The sequence below is a fragment of the Comamonas koreensis genome, from assembly GCF_021026195.1.
Lineage (GTDB): Bacteria > Pseudomonadota > Gammaproteobacteria > Burkholderiales > Burkholderiaceae_C > Comamonas > Comamonas koreensis.
The window spans coordinates 805,827-821,973 of sequence record NZ_JAJNCT010000005.1 but is presented as its reverse complement, the minus strand read 5'-3'; the positions used below and the strand labels follow the sequence as shown (position 1 = coordinate 821,973).

The following is a 16,147-nucleotide window of genomic DNA, read 5'->3' as shown; positions in this document are numbered from 1 at the left end:
ATGCGCTCTGACCTCTTTGTCTACACCAGCCTGCAAGACCCGCGTGCCCTGCCTTTGATTGAAGAGCTGGGCCGGGAGTATGAAAGCCGCTATGGCGATTTCTATCTGCAGGAATCCGCTGTTCCGGAAATCGAACGTTACCCGGCCGAGGTGTTCACACCGGCCCAGGGGGGCAATTTCCTGTTGCTGCTGCGCAAGGGGCGCGCGGTCGCAGGGGGCGCCTTCAAGCGATTGGATGCGGATACCGCAGAGTTCAAACGTATCTGGACGGACAGCAGCCTGCGCCGGCAGGGGTTGGCGAGATCGGTTCTGGTCGAGCTCGAAGCGCAGGCCTTGCGCCAGGGCTACCAACGGGTCTATCTCACCACCGGCTTTCGCCAGCCGGAAGCGGTGGGACTGTACCTGGGCCATGGCTACCGGCGTCTGTTCGACCCCACTGCAGATCTGCAGGCACTGCGAAAACTGCCTTTTGAGAAGCAGCTGTCATTGGCGCCTCGCAGCCATTCACCGCTGCCTTCCACCCACCCACTGCAAGCACCCATGCTCTCCGGTGTCTGAGCCCACTTGAACAGAACTGCACCATGAACACCACCACCCTGGCTCCGCCCAACGTCGCCATCGAGCAAGCGCCCGCCGCGCCAGCACCGGCGCCTGCGTCACGCCGCCGCGACTATGCTTCGCTGCGCATTGTTCCGGCGCGTTACCCTGCACGCACCGTTGGCACCATCATTTCGCTGGTGCTGATGGGCGCCGTCCTCAACTCGGTACTCGGCAACCCCCGCTGGGGCTGGCCGGTGTTTGCAGAATGGTTTTTTGCCGAACCGGTGCTCGTGGGTCTGGGCCGCACCCTGGTGCTGACCGCGCTGGGGGCGGCGCTGGGCTTCACGCTGGGCACCGGTCTGGCACTGGCCCGCGTCTCGCGTTCGCCCCTGCTGCGCGCACTGGCCTGGACCTTTGTCTGGATCTTCCGCTCCATCCCGCTCATCGTGCTGCTGCTCATCCTGAACAACCTGGGCTACCTGTACGAGACGGTATGGCTGGGCGTGCCTTTCACCAACATCACCTGGGCCGAGTGGAGTACCACCCAGCTGGTCACACCGTTTTTGGCGGCGGTGATCGGCCTGACCTTGAACCAGGCGGCCTATTCCTCCGAGATCATCCGTGGCGGCATCCTGTCGGTGGACCAGGGCCAGCATGAGGCCGCCGCTGCACTGGGCCTGCCGCGCCGCCACCAGGCCTTCCGCATTGTGCTGCCCCAGGCCATGCGCTCCATCCTGCCGTCTGCATTCAACGACATCATCGGCCTGGCCAAGGGCACCTCCAACGCCTACATCCTGGCCTTGCCCGAGCTGTTCTACACGATCCAGATCATCTACCGCCGCAACCTGGAAGTGATCCCCCTGCTGATGGTGGCAACCGTCTGGTACCTGATCATTCTCTCGGTGCTCTCCATCATTCAGGCGCAAGTCGAGCGCCACTACGCACGCGGCGCGCTGCGCCAGTTGCCGCCCACCTTGCTGGGCCGTGCCTGGGCCTGGCTGCGTCCTGCGCCAGTGCCCTCGGTCGACGCAGCCCCGGCCGCCGCAGACGAGCCCCCGGCGCGCGCCGCTGCATGGACCCAGTCCCACTCCCGGGGTGGGCAGGTCGAGGTACAGGCGGTCTCCAAAAGCTACAACGGCGTTCGCGTGCTCAACCATGTGTCGCTGCACGTCCCTTCGGGTAGCGTGACAGTCATTCTGGGCCAGTCGGGTTCGGGCAAGTCCACCTTGCTGCGCTCCATCAACCATCTGGAGCGGGTGGACAGCGGGTTCATCGCCATCGATGGTGAGCTGGTGGGCTACCGCCAGGACGGGGACACCTTGTATGAACTGAAGGAAAAGGACATCCTCTCCCGCCGCGCCGATGTGGGCATGGTGTTTCAGAACTTCAACCTCTTCCCGCACCTGAGCGTGCTCGACAACGTGGCGGAGGCGCCTGTCTCGGTACGGGGCCTGCCCCGGGCCGAAGCCCAGGCGCTGGCCCGGGAACTGCTGGCGCGTGTTGGCCTTGCGCACAAGGCAGACGCCTTCCCCCGCCAACTGTCCGGCGGTCAGCAGCAACGCGTGGCCATTGCCCGGGCGCTGGCCCTCAAACCCAAAGTGCTGTTGTTCGACGAGCCCACCTCGGCCCTGGATCCGGAGCTGGTCAACGAGGTGCTCGACGTGATCAAGGAGCTGGCCCGCACCGGCACCACCTTGCTCATCGTCACCCATGAAATCGGCTTTGCCCGTGAGGTGGCAGACCACGTGGTCTTCATGGACCAGGGCCGCATCATCGAAAGCGGCCACCCCGACAAGGTGCTGCAGCAGCCCGATCAGCCGCGCCTGCGCGAGTTCCTTGCCAAGGTGCTGTAGACCGCACAACCCCTCCCTCCCACTGACATCGAAGAATCGAGAATATGCAACGTCGTCATCTGATCCACACTGCAGTCGCCGCGCTGTCCCTGCTTGCGCTGCCGTCCTGGGCGCAGCCCGCCGCCCCCGACCTCAGCCCCGAGCAGGCAGGCCGCCCTCGGTCCGACAAGGTGGACGAAGCCATCCGCCTGCTCAACCCCCAGTTCAAGTTTGCCAAGGAAGGTGCGCTCGTGGTGGGCACCACCACGGGCCGCCTGCCGTTTGGCGCGTACGCCACGGACAACAAGACCCCGGTGGGCAACGCACCTGATATTGCGCAACTGGTGGCCGACAGCCTGGGCCGCAGGCTGGAGCTGGTTTCGGTGGCCTGGGCCGACTGGCCTCTGGGCCTGCAATCGGGCAAGTTCGATGTCGTGATATCCAACGTCACGGTGACCGAGGAGCGCAAGGAGAAATTCGATTTCTCGACCTACCGCAATGACACGCTGGGCTTCTACGTCGCCAAGAACAGCAAGGTGCAGGCCATCAAGGAACCCAAGGACGTCGCCGGCCTCAAGGTGATCGTCGGCGCCAGCACCAACCAGGAGCAGGTGCTGCTGCGCTGGAACGAGCAGAACATCAAGGCAGGCCTCAAACCGGTGGAAGTGCAGTACTACGACGATGACGTGGTGCTGTATCTGGCGCTGGCTTCGGGCCGCGCGGATACGTATTTCGCACCCAATGGCATTGCGGCCTACAACGCCCGCGATGGCAAGACACGCCTGGTGGGCCTTTTCTCGGGCGGCTGGCCCCAATCCGCCGAAATCGCAGTGACTTCGCGCAAAGGATCGGGCATTGCCGATGCCATCACCGCTGCGCTCAATGCGCAGATCGGCAACGGCAACTACGCCAAGGCGCTGGAGCGCTGGAGCCTGCAGTCCGAGGCCATCCCGGCATCACGTACCAACCCGCCCGGCCTGCCCAAGAAATGAAGACTGCACCCACCATGTCCACCCTCAAGAGCCTCCGCCGCCTGGCCCTGTTGGCCGTTCTGTCCCTCTGCGGCGCCGTACATGCACAGACCGTGGTCGACCTGAGCCCCGAGCAAAAGGGGCGCCTGCGCGCGCCCCGGGACGAAACGGCGATTGCCGCGCTCTCCAAGGACTTCAAATTCGTCAAGCCCGGCGTACTGACCGTGGCCATCCATCCTGGCGCACCCCCGACGGGGACCTATGCCACCGATGCCAAAACCATCGTGGGCTTTGATCCGGACTTCATCCTGCTCATCGCCGATGCGCTGGGGCTGAAGCTCGACCTGCAGCCGATTGCCTGGGCGGACTGGCCACTGGGGCTGACTTCGGGCAAATACGATGCGGTGATCTCCAACGTCGGCGTCACCGAGCAGCGCAAGGAAAAATTCGATTTTTCCACCTACCGGCTGGGCCTGCACGGCTTCTATGTCAAGACGGGCAGCAAGATCACCTCGATCAAGGAGCCCAAGGACATTGCCGGCCTGCGTTTGATATCGGCCTCGGGCACCAACCAGGAGCGCATCGCGCTGGAATGGAACCGCCTGAACATTGCTGCAGGCCTGAAACCGGCCGAGCTGCAGTACTACGACGATGAAACGGCCCGCACGCTCGCGCTGGTGTCCGGCCGCGCCGATGTGAACTTCAACCCGAACGCGCCGCAGGCCTACCAGGCCGCCAGGGACGGGCAGATACGGCTTGTGGGCACGGTCAACGCAGGCTGGCCCAACAAGTCGGATGTCGCCGTCACCACCCGCAAGGGCAGTGGCCTGGCCGATGCGGTGACGCAAGCTGCCAACGGATTGATCAAGAGCGGCCAGTACGCGCAGGTACTGGACCGCTGGAAACTCGCCGAAGAAGCGCTGCCTCGCTCGGAGACCAATCCGCCGGGACTGCCCAAGTTCTGATCGGCGCCCGCCACCTTTTTCCCATAGGCCTGTCCATGCGCATTCATATCTCCCGCATCGCTTTCCTCACGCCGGGCAACCACGCGGAGGACGCGCCCTGGTCTGGGCTTGAGCACACCTTGCAATTGTTGGAATACGGGGAGCAGCTGGGCTTTGACGGGGGCTGGGTACGCCAGCGCCATCTGGAGCCCGCTGTGTCGTCCGCCTCCACCTTGCTGGCCGCAGCCACCCAGCGCACTGAACGCATGGAGCTCGGTTGCGCCGTCATTCAGCTGGGATACGAAAACCTTTTCCGGCTGGCGGAAGACCTCTCCACCGTGGATGTGCTCTCGCAAGGCCGGCTCCAGGTCGGCGTGAGCGCCGGGGCGCCCAACCATGGAGACCTGCTGGGCGCGCACCTGTATGACGGTGATCCCGCACACATCGACTTCTCGCATGCGCGCGTCACGCGGCTGCGCAGCAAGCTGCAGGGGCAGCCTCTGGGACCCGAAGGCGCCGTGGTGCAATCACCGGCTGGCCAGCACATTCCCCGCATCTATCCCCACGCAGCAGGTCTGGCGCATCGGCTGTGGTATGGCGGCGGCTCGCTGCATTCGGCAGAATGGGCGGGGCGCAATGGCTTGCATCTGCTGATCGGCAACCTGAACCGGGGCGAGCACAGCGACCATTTCTTCGAGACGCAACTGGCCGAGTTGCAGCGCTTTCGCAACCACTGGACGGCGCCACACGCGCCGCGGGTCGCCTTGGGCCGGGTGATCGTGCCCACCGACAGCGCCGACGCGGGCAGCCGCAAGCGCTATGAGGCCTTTGCACAGAGCCGGCATGCACGCACACTGGCACCCCAGGGCGAGCGCCGGGTGCTGTTTGCCCGCGATCTGGTCGGAAGCAGTGCGCAGATTCTGGAGTCGCTCCTGGTGGACCCGGTTCTGCCCCTGGTGGACGAGCTGCGGCTGGAGCTGCCCTACAACCTGCCGCATGAGGACTACCTGCAGATTCTGAGTGATTTCACGGAGCGCATTGCACCTGCGCTGGGCTGGCAAAACCACCATGCACAGCAGACGGTGGGTGGCTGAGCGCAGCGATGCGCAAGCCGATAGGGGTGGTCCTCCGTAGGCGGCATTGGATGCCGACTTCGCTCTACAGCGCCACCCCGGGGTCGTCTTCCACGCCCATCCGCTGTCATCGAAACCGCCGGCAGCCCCGCGGCTTTGCCGGCGCCAGGGTTGGCATCGCCAGCGGCGCAGAGGCCAGCGCGCTGCTGGACGCAGCGGCGGGCTCAGTGTTCCCCATACCGATGCAGAAGGCGGCTGCGCAATGTCTCTGCACCAGGGCTGAGGGTTCGGTCGCGGCGCTGTAGCAGCCCGATGGTGCGCCACACTTCAGGAGAGCTGAGCGGCACGCCACACATCTGGGCTTGGTTTTGTCGCAGTGCGAGCTGGGGTATGACCGCCAGCCCCAATCCTGCTTCAACCAAGGCCAAGGCGCCCGACAGATGGTTGCATTCATACCATGCGACAGGCTGGTCCGGCAATTGGGCAACGATCTGGTCCAGCAGCAAGCGGTTTTCGCTTTGCCGAGATACCGATACCAGCCGCTGGCCCGCCAGCTCCATCCATGCAATCTGTTCGCGTTTTGCCCAGCCGTGGTTTCTGGGCATCGCCAGCACATAGCGTTCGCTGGTCAGTGCCTCGAACTGCAGCGATGGCTCCTGGCTGCCGGTAAAGCTCAATCCAAAATCTGCTTCCCCCTGCAGTACAGCGTCCAGTACCCGCTTGGCGCTTTCGTCCATCACATGCACCTGCACCTCCGGCTGGTCTGTCGCAAATTCCTTCAAAACCGGGGCCAGCAAATTGGTAGCTACCGACGGTATGCACGCAATCACCACCCTTCCCCGGCGCAGCCCGCGCTGGTCGTCGACCCGTTGAACGGCATCTTCGAGACCCGCAAGTGCTCTGCGCGCCTCCTGCAGAAAATCCTGGCCCACGGGTGTGAGTTGAACATGCCGGGTGGTGCGTTCGAGCAGCCGCACACCCAGCGCCGCTTCCAGACGCTCCACGCGTCTGCTCAGTGCCGGCGGGGACAGAAAGAGCGCCTCGGCCGCCATGCGAAAGCTGGATTTCTCGGCCGCCATCACAAATGCCTCCAACTCGCCCATGTCGAATTTGATGCGCCCCATGCAATAGTTCCTCATTAAATTGCAATTTACAGAATAACACTGCCTGCCTAGGATCGCGGGTATCGACAAAAGCAGGCACGCGCGGCGTGCGCAGGAGACAACATGACAAAGAAACGATCGGCCGTGCTGGGCCTTGTCTCGGCTGGACTTGGCCTGTCCATGGCGGTCAGCCATGCGCAGGACTTTCCGCCAAAACGGCCCGTGACCATGGTCGTCGGCTTTGCCGCTGGAGGATCGGCCGATATTGCTGCACGTGTCATCGCCAAGAAATTGAGCGAGAACATCGGCCAGAACGTGATCGTGGACAACAAGCCAGGCGCTGGGGGAAACCTGGCGCATGGGCAGGTAGCCAATGGGCCGGCCGATGGCTCCATGCTGCTGTTTGGCTCGATCGGTCCGCTGACCATATCGCCGCATTTGATGAAGCTGCGCTATGACCCGCTGAAGGATCTGGCACCCATCACCATGGGGGTAGTCTTTCCCAATGTGCTCGTGGTGCCGGCCGGCACCGGCATCAAGACGCTCGCGGACTATGTCGCCAAAGCCAAGCGCGAGCCTGGCAAGCTGGACTTTGCCTCCACGGGGCCGGGATCGGCCTCCCACCTGGCAGGCGAGCTGCTCAACGATGTTGCCCACATCAACACCGTCCACATCCCGTACAAGGGCGGCGCGCCTGCTTTGCAGGACGTCTTGGGCGGCCGCGTCGCATCGTTCTATGCCGCGCCTCCCACCGCACTGCCGCATATCGAGTCCGGCAAGCTGATCCCGCTGGCGACCACTGGCCTGACCCGCCCCGCCTACCTGCCCAATGTGCCCACGGTGGCAGAGAGCTACCCCGGTTTCAATGCCACGAACTGGTACGCGTTTTTGGCGCCCGCCAAGACCCCACAGGCGCTGCTGGACCGGTGGAATCTGGAGTTGGTGAAGGCCCTCAACGCGCCCGAGGTGTATGACAACCTGCTCAAGCACGGCCAGACCGCTGCACCGGGCAAGCGCGAGGAGCTGGGCAAGTTCATCGCCGAGGAATACACCAAATGGGGCCGCATCATCCAGGATCGCAAGATCACGATCGAGTAGCCCTGGCTGGGGGATTCACCCATCACCCATAAGGAGACAAGCCTTGTCCATATCCCATCTTCTTCGCAGCGCCTGTGCCATGCGCTGGCAACGCCGTGCGGTGGTCAGCCTGGCAGCCGGCTGGCTGAGCCTGGGGCTGCTGGCCGGCGCAGTACAGCCTTCCACTGCCCATGCAGCCGATATTCGCGTCGTCACCTCCGGCGGGTTCTCGGCGGCCTATGACCAGCTGGTGCCGTTGTACGAGCAGGCCACCGGTCACAAAGTGATCACGGCGCGTGGCGCTTCGATGGGCAATGCACAGGACGCCATTCCCAGCCGCCTGGCGCGGGGTGAGCAGTTCGACATCGTGATTCTGGCGGACGCCGGCTTGGAGCAGCTCATCGCCGAAGGCAAAGTCCAGCAGGGCTCGCGTGTGGATCTGGCGCGCTCGATGATTGGCATGAGTGTGCGCAAGGGCATACCCAAACCCGACATCAGCTCGGTCGAAGCGCTCAAGCAGACCTTGCTGGATGCCAAAAGCATTGCCTATTCGGCCAGCGCGAGTGGAACCTATCTCGCCAGCGAGCTGTTTCCGCGTCTGGGTGTTGCCGAGCAGATCAAGGACAAGGCCACCAGAATTCTGAGCGAACGCGTCGGCGCGGTTGTATTGCGGGGCGATGCGGAGATTGGCTTTCAGCAGGTGAGTGAACTGCTCCCGTTCAAGGAGCTGGAGTTTGTCGGGCCGCTGCCCGATGAGGTGCAGCAGCGCGTGTTTTTCTCGGCGGGGATTGCGGCGGCTGCGGCGGAGCCCGATGTGGCACGGCATTTCATCCGCTTTCTCGCTTCTGCTGCGGCGGCACCGCTGGTTCGCAGCACCGGGATGGAGCCTGCCGCCGCACGCTGAACCGGCGAGACGGGCATCCTGCAGCCCCGCATGCCGACCCGGGGGCACCAGCCATGGCCCAACACGCAGGGCCGGGCCTTGCATCGTCCAGCCGCAAGCGCTGCGTCAGCGCCCCCCGCGTTTGCGGAAAAATCCGCGCAGCTCCTCGGAGTGCTGGGCATCGCGCAGAAACGGCGGGAGCGAGATGGCCAGCAGGCAGGTTGCCAGCGGTACGACGCAAAAAAATCCGATGAACTTGAAACCCAGCGCGCCTGCAATGCTGCCCAGCACAAACATGCCGATCAGGCCTGCGGCAATGCGCATGCGGCCCCGGTGGTGCGGTACGGGCTGCAGCGGCGCTGGGGTGCCCCGGCGGCGGCGATTCCACCAGAGCAGCTTGCCCAGCTCCATCCCCAGATCGGTGATGTTGCCGGTCATGTGGGTGGTGCGAATGCTGCCCCCCGACGTCTTGGAGCCCACCGCGTTCTGCAGGCCCATCATGAACGACAGCAACAGTACGGTCAGCGGCACCGCAAAAGGCGTCTGCCAGCTGAGCGTGGCGGCGCCCATCAGCCCGAACGGCAGAAGCATCAGCGCCTCGAGCATCAGCGGTAGCGCATACACGCTGTACAGGCTCCTCTCGCGTCCCCAGTTCACCAGGATGGCGCAGACGGCTGCCCCCACCATGAACGACAGGATGGCGCCCAACGCATTCAGCAGCATCTTCAGGTTGTCCAGCACCAGCCCATCGGCCAATTGCGAGGCAAAGCCGGTCATGTGCGAGGTGTACATCTGCAACACCAGGTAGCCGCCCGCGTTGACCGCTCCTGCATTGAACGCCAGCACCCAGCCCAGCGCGACATTGGTGGACTGGGCGCGGTGGCGGTTGGTCAGGTGGCGAAGTCGTCGCATAAAAAAACTCCAGAGACCGACACGGTACATATGGTGACGCACCAGTGCGCATAAGTGCGCTGCCAGGGTACTGTGCGCGGCCGGTCGAGGCTGGGCTGCATCGGGCCAAAGAGGTGGGGTTAGCCTTGAACCGGGCAGCCATTGCCGGCCAACGCCCAGGAGGCTGGCCGTCTCGCCCGGCAAGACCTTGCGCAGCCACCGCCATCGCGAGCTGCTGTTGATCCTTTGATGCGGCGCGGTGCTGCGTTTTGGCGCGCCAGTATCAGGAGCGCCTCATCCAGGCTGAGGCCACGCCTTGCAGCGCTGCACTCCATGGCCCTGAGCCCAGCGGCATCAAGATAGCAGTGCGATGGTTAGGGCGCCGGCTGGTGGCAAACCGCTTCGATGTTGTTGCCGTCCGGGTCCAGCACAAAGGCTGCGTAGTAATGGGGATGGTAATGGGGGCGCAGGCCTGGAGCGCCGTTGTCACGTCCGCCGGCCGCCATCGCCGCCGCATAAAAGGCATCCACCTGCGCGCGCGTGGGGGCGCTGATGGCGATGTGGAGGCGAGCGGGTTTGTCGATGGACTCCGAGATCCACAACGACGGCTTGCCATCGCGGCCCAAACCCAGGCTGCCTGGCCCTTCCATTGCGAGTGAGACCCCCAGCGGCTCCAGCGCCTGGAGAAAAAAGCGCTTGCTTACGGCGATATCGGAGACGCCGATGCCCAGGTGATCGAACATGTTTGCTCCTTGTAATGTGCAGGGCAGAATTGCCTTGCCATTGCGCGAGCATACCCAATGCACGTTGAGCGCTGCTTTCAAATCCCCCATCCAGCCGTGTTTTGCAGAGGTGCAGACACGAAAAAAATACTGCGCGAAATTGCCAGGCACAGAGGACGGCAACCCCGTCGATTCGCAGGCCTCAACGCAGCCACATTGCTGCGATCACCCCCAGGGCCAGTGCGATCAGCAGCCCACCCGAGATGCGCTCCAGCCACGGCAATGCCCGCGCAAAGCGCCGCAGCACGGCGGGGTTGCCGATGAGTGCGGCAATCAGCAGATCCCAGAGCAGCACGATGCTGAACATCCAGCTGCCGTACACCAGCTTCCAGCCCACGCTGGCATGCGGGCCCGTCAGCATGGCCGCCAGGCTGGCATAGAACAGCGCGTTCTTGGGGTTGAGAATGCCCGAGAGAAAACCCATGCAGGCGGCGCGGCGCCATGTGGTGCGGGCTGCGGCCGCCTGCCCCGGGCTGGCTGCAACGCCCAGCGCGCTTTTACCCGCATGGCGGATAAACAGCAGGCCCAGGTAGAGCAGATAGCCGCAACCTGCCAGCTGCAGCGCGATGAACAGCCGGCTGCCCGGCTGGAGCGCGGCGACACCGGCAAAGGCAGTGACGATAAACACGCCATTGGCCAGCGCGATGCCAAGGCAGGCGGCGCCAGCGCTGCGCCAACCGCTGGCCAGCGAGGTGCGGGCGATCAGAAAGAAATCAGGACCGGGGGAGAGCAGAGCCAGAAAATGGGCGGCGGCGATCAGCAAAAACTGTTGCATGCAAAAGGACCAGGCGGGGGATGGCCTTGCATGGTGGCGGCTGTCGCTTGCCTTGTATTGAACGAAATTGCAGCGGAGATCTAGCGTCTGCGAAAGCAGCCCGGCGTGACGCCGGTATGCGCCTTGAACACCCGCTGAAAATGCGCCTGGTCGGCAAAGCCCAGCTGCTGCGCGACTGCCGCGATGCCATCGGGCCCGCGCAACTGCTGCTTGGCCAGGTTGATGCGCTGGTTCAGCTGCCAGGCATGGGGCGCCAGGCCCGTCAGCTTGCGAAAGGCGCGGATGATTTGGTAACGGCTCATGCCAGCCAAGTCGGCGAGTTGGTTCAGTGGCACGCTGGCGCAGGGGTTGGCGCGCAGGCAGTCCAGCGCCGGGCGGATGCGCTGCACCAACCGCGATGGCAGCTCGGGGGCGTGGATGTGCAGGCCTTGCTGGGTGTCGAGGTCGCCGATGAACTCGACCAGGCTGGCTTCCTTGTCGGCCGCGTCGGCCTGCGAGAACAGCTGGGCATTGAGCTGGCAGAAGCGCCGGTAGCGGGCAGGGTCCTCAACGATGCGCACCGGCTCGTTGGCCATCGCAGCCGGGTCCGCATATTCCGCACGCAGCGCTTGCAGCCAGCCGGCATCCAGGTGCAGCATCTGGTAGCTCCAGGCGCTATCGGGCGCCGGGTTGCAGGCATGAACGCGCTCGGCCGGCACAAAGACCAGGGCGCCGGGTGACAGCTGGACCGGGCCGGCCTCCGCGCCGGTGAAGACGCTGTGGCCGCCATCGACCGCGCCGATGGAAAAGCTCGGGTGGTGGTGCGGCTTGTAGCAGGCCCGGCTCTGGCTGGCGCGGCGGCTTTCCACAAAGGGCAGGGCCGGGTCGCACCAGAACGCCTGGGCCGGCTGGCTGGTGGGCGTCGTAATGGGCGTTGGGGCAGGCATGCGATGGCTTTGACAGGGCTTGTGGCTGAGCCCGCCGGCGATTCTCGCATGGCAGAGACCGGCCCATCACCCACCCGCCCGGCCCCGTGCGATGGAACGGCTGGCGTCGCCCGCAGCGATGCCGGCTCAGCCGCCTGTTGCCACTTCGCGACAGAAGATGGGGTTTGGTGAAAGCCAAGTGAAATTAATAACGAGAATCGTTATCATTGCGAGTTAGCGCTTGCTCATGTCCTGCGGTCTGGACGGCTTTTTTCCTCCTGGCCGATGCATCTGCAAGCGTTTTCTTTACTCTGCTTTCCTCGTTTATGACACAACAAACCTATATCAAAAGTCGCAAACATGGTGCTGCCGCTCCTGCCCCCAAGGCCGGTCTGGCGGCAGCGACTGCCATCGCGGTACTGGGCATGCCGGCTTTGGCGCAGAACGCACCCGCACCGACGGTCACGCTGAAAGAAGTGACGGTGGAGGCACCGCGCGAAACCGGCTACGAGCCCAGCCAGCTGTCCTCGCCCAAGTTCACCCAGCCCCTGGTCAACACCACGCAGACCATCTCCGTGGTCAAGGAGCAGGTGATGAAGGAGCAGGGCGCCACCACCTTGACCGAAGCACTGCGCAATGTGCCCGGTGTGGGCACTTTCTACGCGGGCGAGAACGGCAACACCAGCACGGGCGATGCCATCTACATGCGCGGTTTTGACACGTCCAGCAGCATCTATGTGGACGGTGTGCGCGATGTAGGCGCGCTGTCGCGCGACGTGTTCAACACCGACCAGGTGGAAGTGACCAAGGGCCCCGCCGGCACCGATTACGGCCGCAGCGCGCCCACCGGTGCGATCAACATGGTCACCAAGCAGCCCAACATGACCGACAGCTTCGGCGGCTCGCTGGGCTTTGGCAGTGGCAGCTACAAGCGCACCACCATCGATCTGAACCGCAGCCTGAGCCACGACAACGGCACGGCATTCCGCCTCAATGCCATGGTGCAGGATGCCGGTGTGGCCGGGCGTGACCAGGTCAAGAACGACCGCTGGGGCCTGGCGCCGTCGTTCGCCTTTGGCCTGAACACCGACACGCGCGTGTTCCTGAACCTGCTGCACGTCAAGCAAAGCAATGTGCCCGATGGCGGTGTGCTGACCCTGGGCCTGCCCGGCTACAGTGCGCCCGACCGCAGCAACTACCCCGGCTACCGCAGTTTTCTGAACAGCGCATCGCGCGTGGATTCGAGCAATTTCTACGGCACGGCCTCGGACCACGACGACGTGACCGCCGACATGGCCACCTTGCGCCTGGAGCACGACATTGCGCCCGGCACCACGGTGCGCAACACCACGCGCTGGGGCCAGACCAAGCAGGACTACCTGCTGTCGGCCTTCATGGCCACCGGCTATTCGCAGAACGCCACTACCGGAGCCTGGACGCCGGGCTCCTTGCTGACGCCCAATCCGGCCGACCCCTCTACCTGGACGATGTCGCGCAACATCAATACCAAGGACCAGGTCAACCGCATCCTGACCAACCAGACCAATCTGACCACCGCCTTTGCGACCGGCTCCATCAAGCACAGCCTGAGCACCGGCCTGGAACTGACGCGCGAAGAGCAGACCAACTACGGCCTGGCGACGACGGGCGTGGTGCCCACGGTCAGCATCTACCACCCGGACTCCAGCGTGTCGCTGCCCAGCTATGCGCGCAACGGTGCGGACAGCAAGGGCACGACCGATACGGTCGCGCTGTATGCCTTTGACACCCTGCAGTTCAATGACCAGTGGCAGGCCAACATGGGCCTGCGCTGGGACCACTACAAGACCAAGTACAACGCGATGGCCGTCTGCACGGCGACATCCACCACCCAGCCTTGCGGTGCCAATCCGGCCGGCACCGTGGTGCCCACCACGTCGGATGGCCTGCAGGCCTCGGGCAACCTGGTGAGCTGGAAGGCCGGCCTGCTGTACAAGCCGGCACCCAACGGCAGCGTGTATGTGAACTACGCACTGTCGCAGCAACCACCGGGCGGCAGCAACTTTACGCTGTCGGCTGCAGCCAATAACGCTGGCAACCCCAACATGGCACCGCAAAAGGCCAAGACGGCCGAAGTGGGCACCAAGTGGGAGCTGATGGACAAGCGGGTGCTGCTGACCGGTGCGCTGTTCCGTACCGAGATCACCAACGAAATCGTGACCGACTCGGACGGCACCATCAGCCAGACCGGCAAGAAGACGGTGCAGGGCCTGGAGCTGGGCGCCACCGGCCAGATCACCCCCGCCTGGGGCGTGACTGCGGGCTACACCATCCAGAACACCAAGGTGGACACGGGCGCCAACGTGGCGCAGGACGGCTCCAGCGGCCTGACCTACACGCCCAAGAATGCGCTGTCGCTGTGGAGCAGCTACCAGTTCTCCTCGGGCCTGGCGTTGGGTGGCGGCGCACGCTACGCCAGCGGCCTCAAGCGTGGCACCGATGGCGCCGTGGGCACGCCCAACTTCACCGAGTCCTACTGGGTGTTTGACGCACTGGCCAGCTACCGCATCAACAAGAACGTGGATATCCAGCTGAACGTCTACAACCTGTTCAACAAGCGCTATGTGGCGGCCATCAACAAGAGCGGCTACCGCTACTTCCCCGGCATTCCACGCTCGGCGCGCGTGACGGCGAACTTTAGTTTCTAATCCTTGATTGGAAGCCAGCCCCGCGTCTGCCGGGGCTTTTTTTCATGGAGGAGATCAAGCGATGATGCTGCACATTCCCAATGTACTCACGCACGACGAGGTCGCCGCCATGCGCGCGGCCATCGATGCGGCCGACTGGATAGACGGCCGTGCCACCGTTGGCAGCCAGGGCGCGCAGGTCAAGCGCAACCGCCAACTGCCTGAGACCTCACCCGTGGCGCTGGAGCAGGGCCGCATCATCCAGCGTGCGCTGGCGGCCAATACGCTGTTCTTTCAGGCCGCGCTGCCGGCCCGCACGATGGCGCCGCTGTTCAACCGCTATGCCGAATCCGAAACCTATGGCCTGCATGTGGACGGCGCCGCGCGGCGCGAGGCCGGCGTGGCCCAGTGGCTGCGCACCGATGTGTCGTCCACCTTGTTTCTGTCCGACCCCGAGGACTATGACGGCGGCGAGCTGGTCGTGGTCGATACCTATGGCATGCACGAGGTCAAGCTGCCTGCGGGCGACCTGATCCTCTACCCCTCGTCCAGCCTGCACCGGGTCGAGCCGGTGACCCGGGGCGAGCGGGTCAGCTCCTTCTTCTGGACCCAGAGTCTGGTGCGGGACGATGCCCGGCGCGCGATGCTGTTTGAGCTGGACCAGAGCATCCAGCGGCTGCGCAACCAGCTGGGCGAGACGGAAGACACCGTCGCCCTCACCGGCCATTACCACAACCTGCTGCGCATGTGGGCGGAGACCTGAGTACCGCATACCCATGTCTCCACTGGGTAAAGTATTTGAAAATGAGATTCATTAGCATTTATTTTCTTTAAAATCCCTGCTTTTGCCCGGCTGAGAAGGAATGAGATAAAAGAGAGGGAGAGGGTGAGATATCAGGGGATACGCTGCGACGTTGCGGGACACTGAACTCACCAGGGGTGAAAATCTTTTTCGCCCCTTGAAACAGCTAAATCATGCCTTGGAGGCGATCAACGCGGCCACGGCCTCCGCCGTGATGGCGGTCTTCACTACCCGCACTTCTCCACTGCTGCGCTCCACTATGGTCACTATTGTGTCCTCCTCGGGGCGGGCGAGAAGTGCATCGCGTTTTTTCAGCGCGACAACATAGCGGTGCAAGGTAGACCTTTTGACATCCAAGCCATCCTTTGCCAGTTGCTCCTGGATCTTGGAGAGATTGACGTAGCGGTGCTCTCTGATTATTCGGTTTACGCGGTCCAGAGCCAACGGAATGAGCGAATTGAAGATAGAGCTTGGCGGCATTTTCAGTCGGGTCTGGTGAATAAATGAAGAAGGCCGGGTGTACCGGCCTTCATTCGTGAAACATGTCTTGATTGGCTGACCTAGTAGCCTTCGCTATGCGCTCACGGACACGAGCTATCAGCTTGCGCAGGCCGCGCTCGCTGATATCGTATTTCCGGGCCAGGTCACCCAGGTTGAAGCCGTTGTAGGCGTCGTAAATTTCCAGCTCGCGCTTGCCCAGCTTCCAGTGAAAGTCCTTTGGGAAGTTGATGAGCTGGCCGCCCCAGTAGTCAGCCAGGTGGTCAGCCAGGTCGCCCGCGATCATTTCGGCAGCATTGGGTGAAACATGTTCAGCCAAGCGCGCAGCAGCGACTTCCATCACATCAGCTAATAGCTTATTGCGACGTTCTGACATGCTGGTGTCTCGTTCGGCTGATGCGGTCA

16 protein-coding genes are annotated in these 16,147 nt (G+C 63.7%); 9 read left to right on the top strand and 7 right to left on the bottom strand.

The features are described from left to right. From LPW39_RS06085 to LPW39_RS06060, 5 genes are read left to right on the top strand one after another with little or no spacing between them, the layout of a single operon-like run. Positions 1 to 558: a GNAT family N-acetyltransferase gene (locus LPW39_RS06085; protein ID WP_230772290.1), complete on the top strand. Its 558-nt coding sequence runs from the start codon at positions 1 to 3 to the stop codon at positions 556 to 558. Positions 559 to 581: 23 nt separating this feature from the next. After that, positions 582 to 2,393, top strand: coding sequence for an amino acid ABC transporter permease/ATP-binding protein (locus LPW39_RS23425; protein ID WP_269075746.1), 1,812 nt, complete (start codon positions 582 to 584; stop codon positions 2,391 to 2,393). 44 nt (positions 2,394 to 2,437) lie between these two features. Continuing rightward, positions 2,438 to 3,364 carry an ABC transporter substrate-binding protein gene (locus LPW39_RS06070; RefSeq protein ID WP_230772284.1) on the top strand — a complete coding sequence of 309 codons (927 nt, stop codon included), beginning with the start codon at positions 2,438 to 2,440 and terminating at the stop codon, positions 3,362 to 3,364. 14 nt (positions 3,365 to 3,378) lie between these two features. After that, positions 3,379 to 4,308: an ABC transporter substrate-binding protein gene (locus tag LPW39_RS06065; RefSeq protein ID WP_230772282.1), complete on the top strand. Its 930-nt coding sequence runs from the start codon at positions 3,379 to 3,381 to the stop codon at positions 4,306 to 4,308. Between the two features lie 35 nt (positions 4,309 to 4,343). Next, on the top strand, positions 4,344 to 5,381 hold the full coding sequence (locus LPW39_RS06060) for an LLM class flavin-dependent oxidoreductase (protein WP_230772280.1): 1,038 nt from the start codon (positions 4,344 to 4,346) through the stop codon (positions 5,379 to 5,381). A 203-nt stretch (positions 5,382 to 5,584) separates the two neighbouring features. Here the strand turns inward: LPW39_RS06060 and LPW39_RS06055 are convergent, their stop codons facing one another. Then, the gene (locus tag LPW39_RS06055) at positions 5,585 to 6,484 is read right to left on the bottom strand and encodes a LysR family transcriptional regulator (RefSeq protein ID WP_230772273.1); all 900 of its coding nucleotides are present in this window, start codon (positions 6,482 to 6,484) and stop codon (positions 5,585 to 5,587) included. Between the two features lie 159 nt (positions 6,485 to 6,643). Here LPW39_RS06055 and LPW39_RS06050 point away from each other — a divergent pair, with 159 nt between their 5' ends. Both LPW39_RS06050 and LPW39_RS06045 read left to right on the top strand, forming a co-directional pair. Further along, positions 6,644 to 7,561, top strand: a complete 918-nt coding sequence (locus LPW39_RS06050) for a Bug family tripartite tricarboxylate transporter substrate binding protein (RefSeq protein ID WP_230772895.1) — start codon at positions 6,644 to 6,646, stop codon at positions 7,559 to 7,561. A 79-nt stretch (positions 7,562 to 7,640) separates the two neighbouring features. After that, positions 7,641 to 8,444, top strand: coding sequence for a substrate-binding domain-containing protein (locus LPW39_RS06045; protein WP_230772894.1), 804 nt, complete (start codon positions 7,641 to 7,643; stop codon positions 8,442 to 8,444). 105 nt (positions 8,445 to 8,549) lie between these two features. Here the strand turns inward: LPW39_RS06045 and LPW39_RS06040 are convergent, their stop codons facing one another. From LPW39_RS06040 to LPW39_RS06025, 4 genes are all read right to left on the bottom strand, one after another. After that, positions 8,550 to 9,335 carry a YoaK family protein gene (locus LPW39_RS06040; protein ID WP_230772266.1) on the bottom strand — a complete coding sequence of 262 codons (786 nt, stop codon included), beginning with the start codon at positions 9,333 to 9,335 and terminating at the stop codon, positions 8,550 to 8,552. Between the two features lie 353 nt (positions 9,336 to 9,688). Continuing rightward, a complete protein-coding gene (locus tag LPW39_RS06035) occupies positions 9,689 to 10,057 on the bottom strand; it encodes a VOC family protein (protein ID WP_230772264.1) in 369 nt (122 codons plus the stop codon). Positions 10,058 to 10,238: 181 nt separating this feature from the next. Then, positions 10,239 to 10,871: a LysE family translocator gene (locus tag LPW39_RS06030; protein ID WP_230772257.1), complete on the bottom strand. Its 633-nt coding sequence runs from the start codon at positions 10,869 to 10,871 to the stop codon at positions 10,239 to 10,241. A gap of 80 nt (positions 10,872 to 10,951) precedes the next feature. Next, positions 10,952 to 11,797 (bottom strand): helix-turn-helix transcriptional regulator, encoded by an 846-nt coding sequence (locus LPW39_RS06025; RefSeq protein ID WP_230772248.1) that lies wholly within the window; start codon positions 11,795 to 11,797, stop codon positions 10,952 to 10,954. Between the two features lie 305 nt (positions 11,798 to 12,102). Between LPW39_RS06025 and LPW39_RS06020 the strand changes: the two genes are divergently transcribed. Together LPW39_RS06020 and LPW39_RS06015 are read left to right on the top strand one after the other, a co-directional pair. Further along, the gene (locus tag LPW39_RS06020) at positions 12,103 to 14,463 is read left to right on the top strand and encodes a catecholate siderophore receptor Fiu (RefSeq protein ID WP_230772245.1); all 2,361 of its coding nucleotides are present in this window, start codon (positions 12,103 to 12,105) and stop codon (positions 14,461 to 14,463) included. A 61-nt stretch (positions 14,464 to 14,524) separates the two neighbouring features. Beyond that, positions 14,525 to 15,205 (top strand): Fe2+-dependent dioxygenase, encoded by a 681-nt coding sequence (locus LPW39_RS06015; RefSeq protein ID WP_230772223.1) that lies wholly within the window; start codon positions 14,525 to 14,527, stop codon positions 15,203 to 15,205. A gap of 210 nt (positions 15,206 to 15,415) precedes the next feature. Here the strand turns inward: LPW39_RS06015 and LPW39_RS06010 are convergent, their stop codons facing one another. Then, a complete protein-coding gene (locus LPW39_RS06010) occupies positions 15,416 to 15,724 on the bottom strand; it encodes a hypothetical protein (RefSeq protein ID WP_230772220.1) in 309 nt (102 codons plus the stop codon). A gap of 49 nt (positions 15,725 to 15,773) precedes the next feature. Beyond that, complete coding sequence (locus tag LPW39_RS06005) at positions 15,774 to 16,118, bottom strand: Mor transcription activator family protein (protein ID WP_230772218.1); 345 nt, start codon at positions 16,116 to 16,118, stop codon at positions 15,774 to 15,776. Between the last annotated feature and the right edge of the window lie 29 nt (positions 16,119 to 16,147).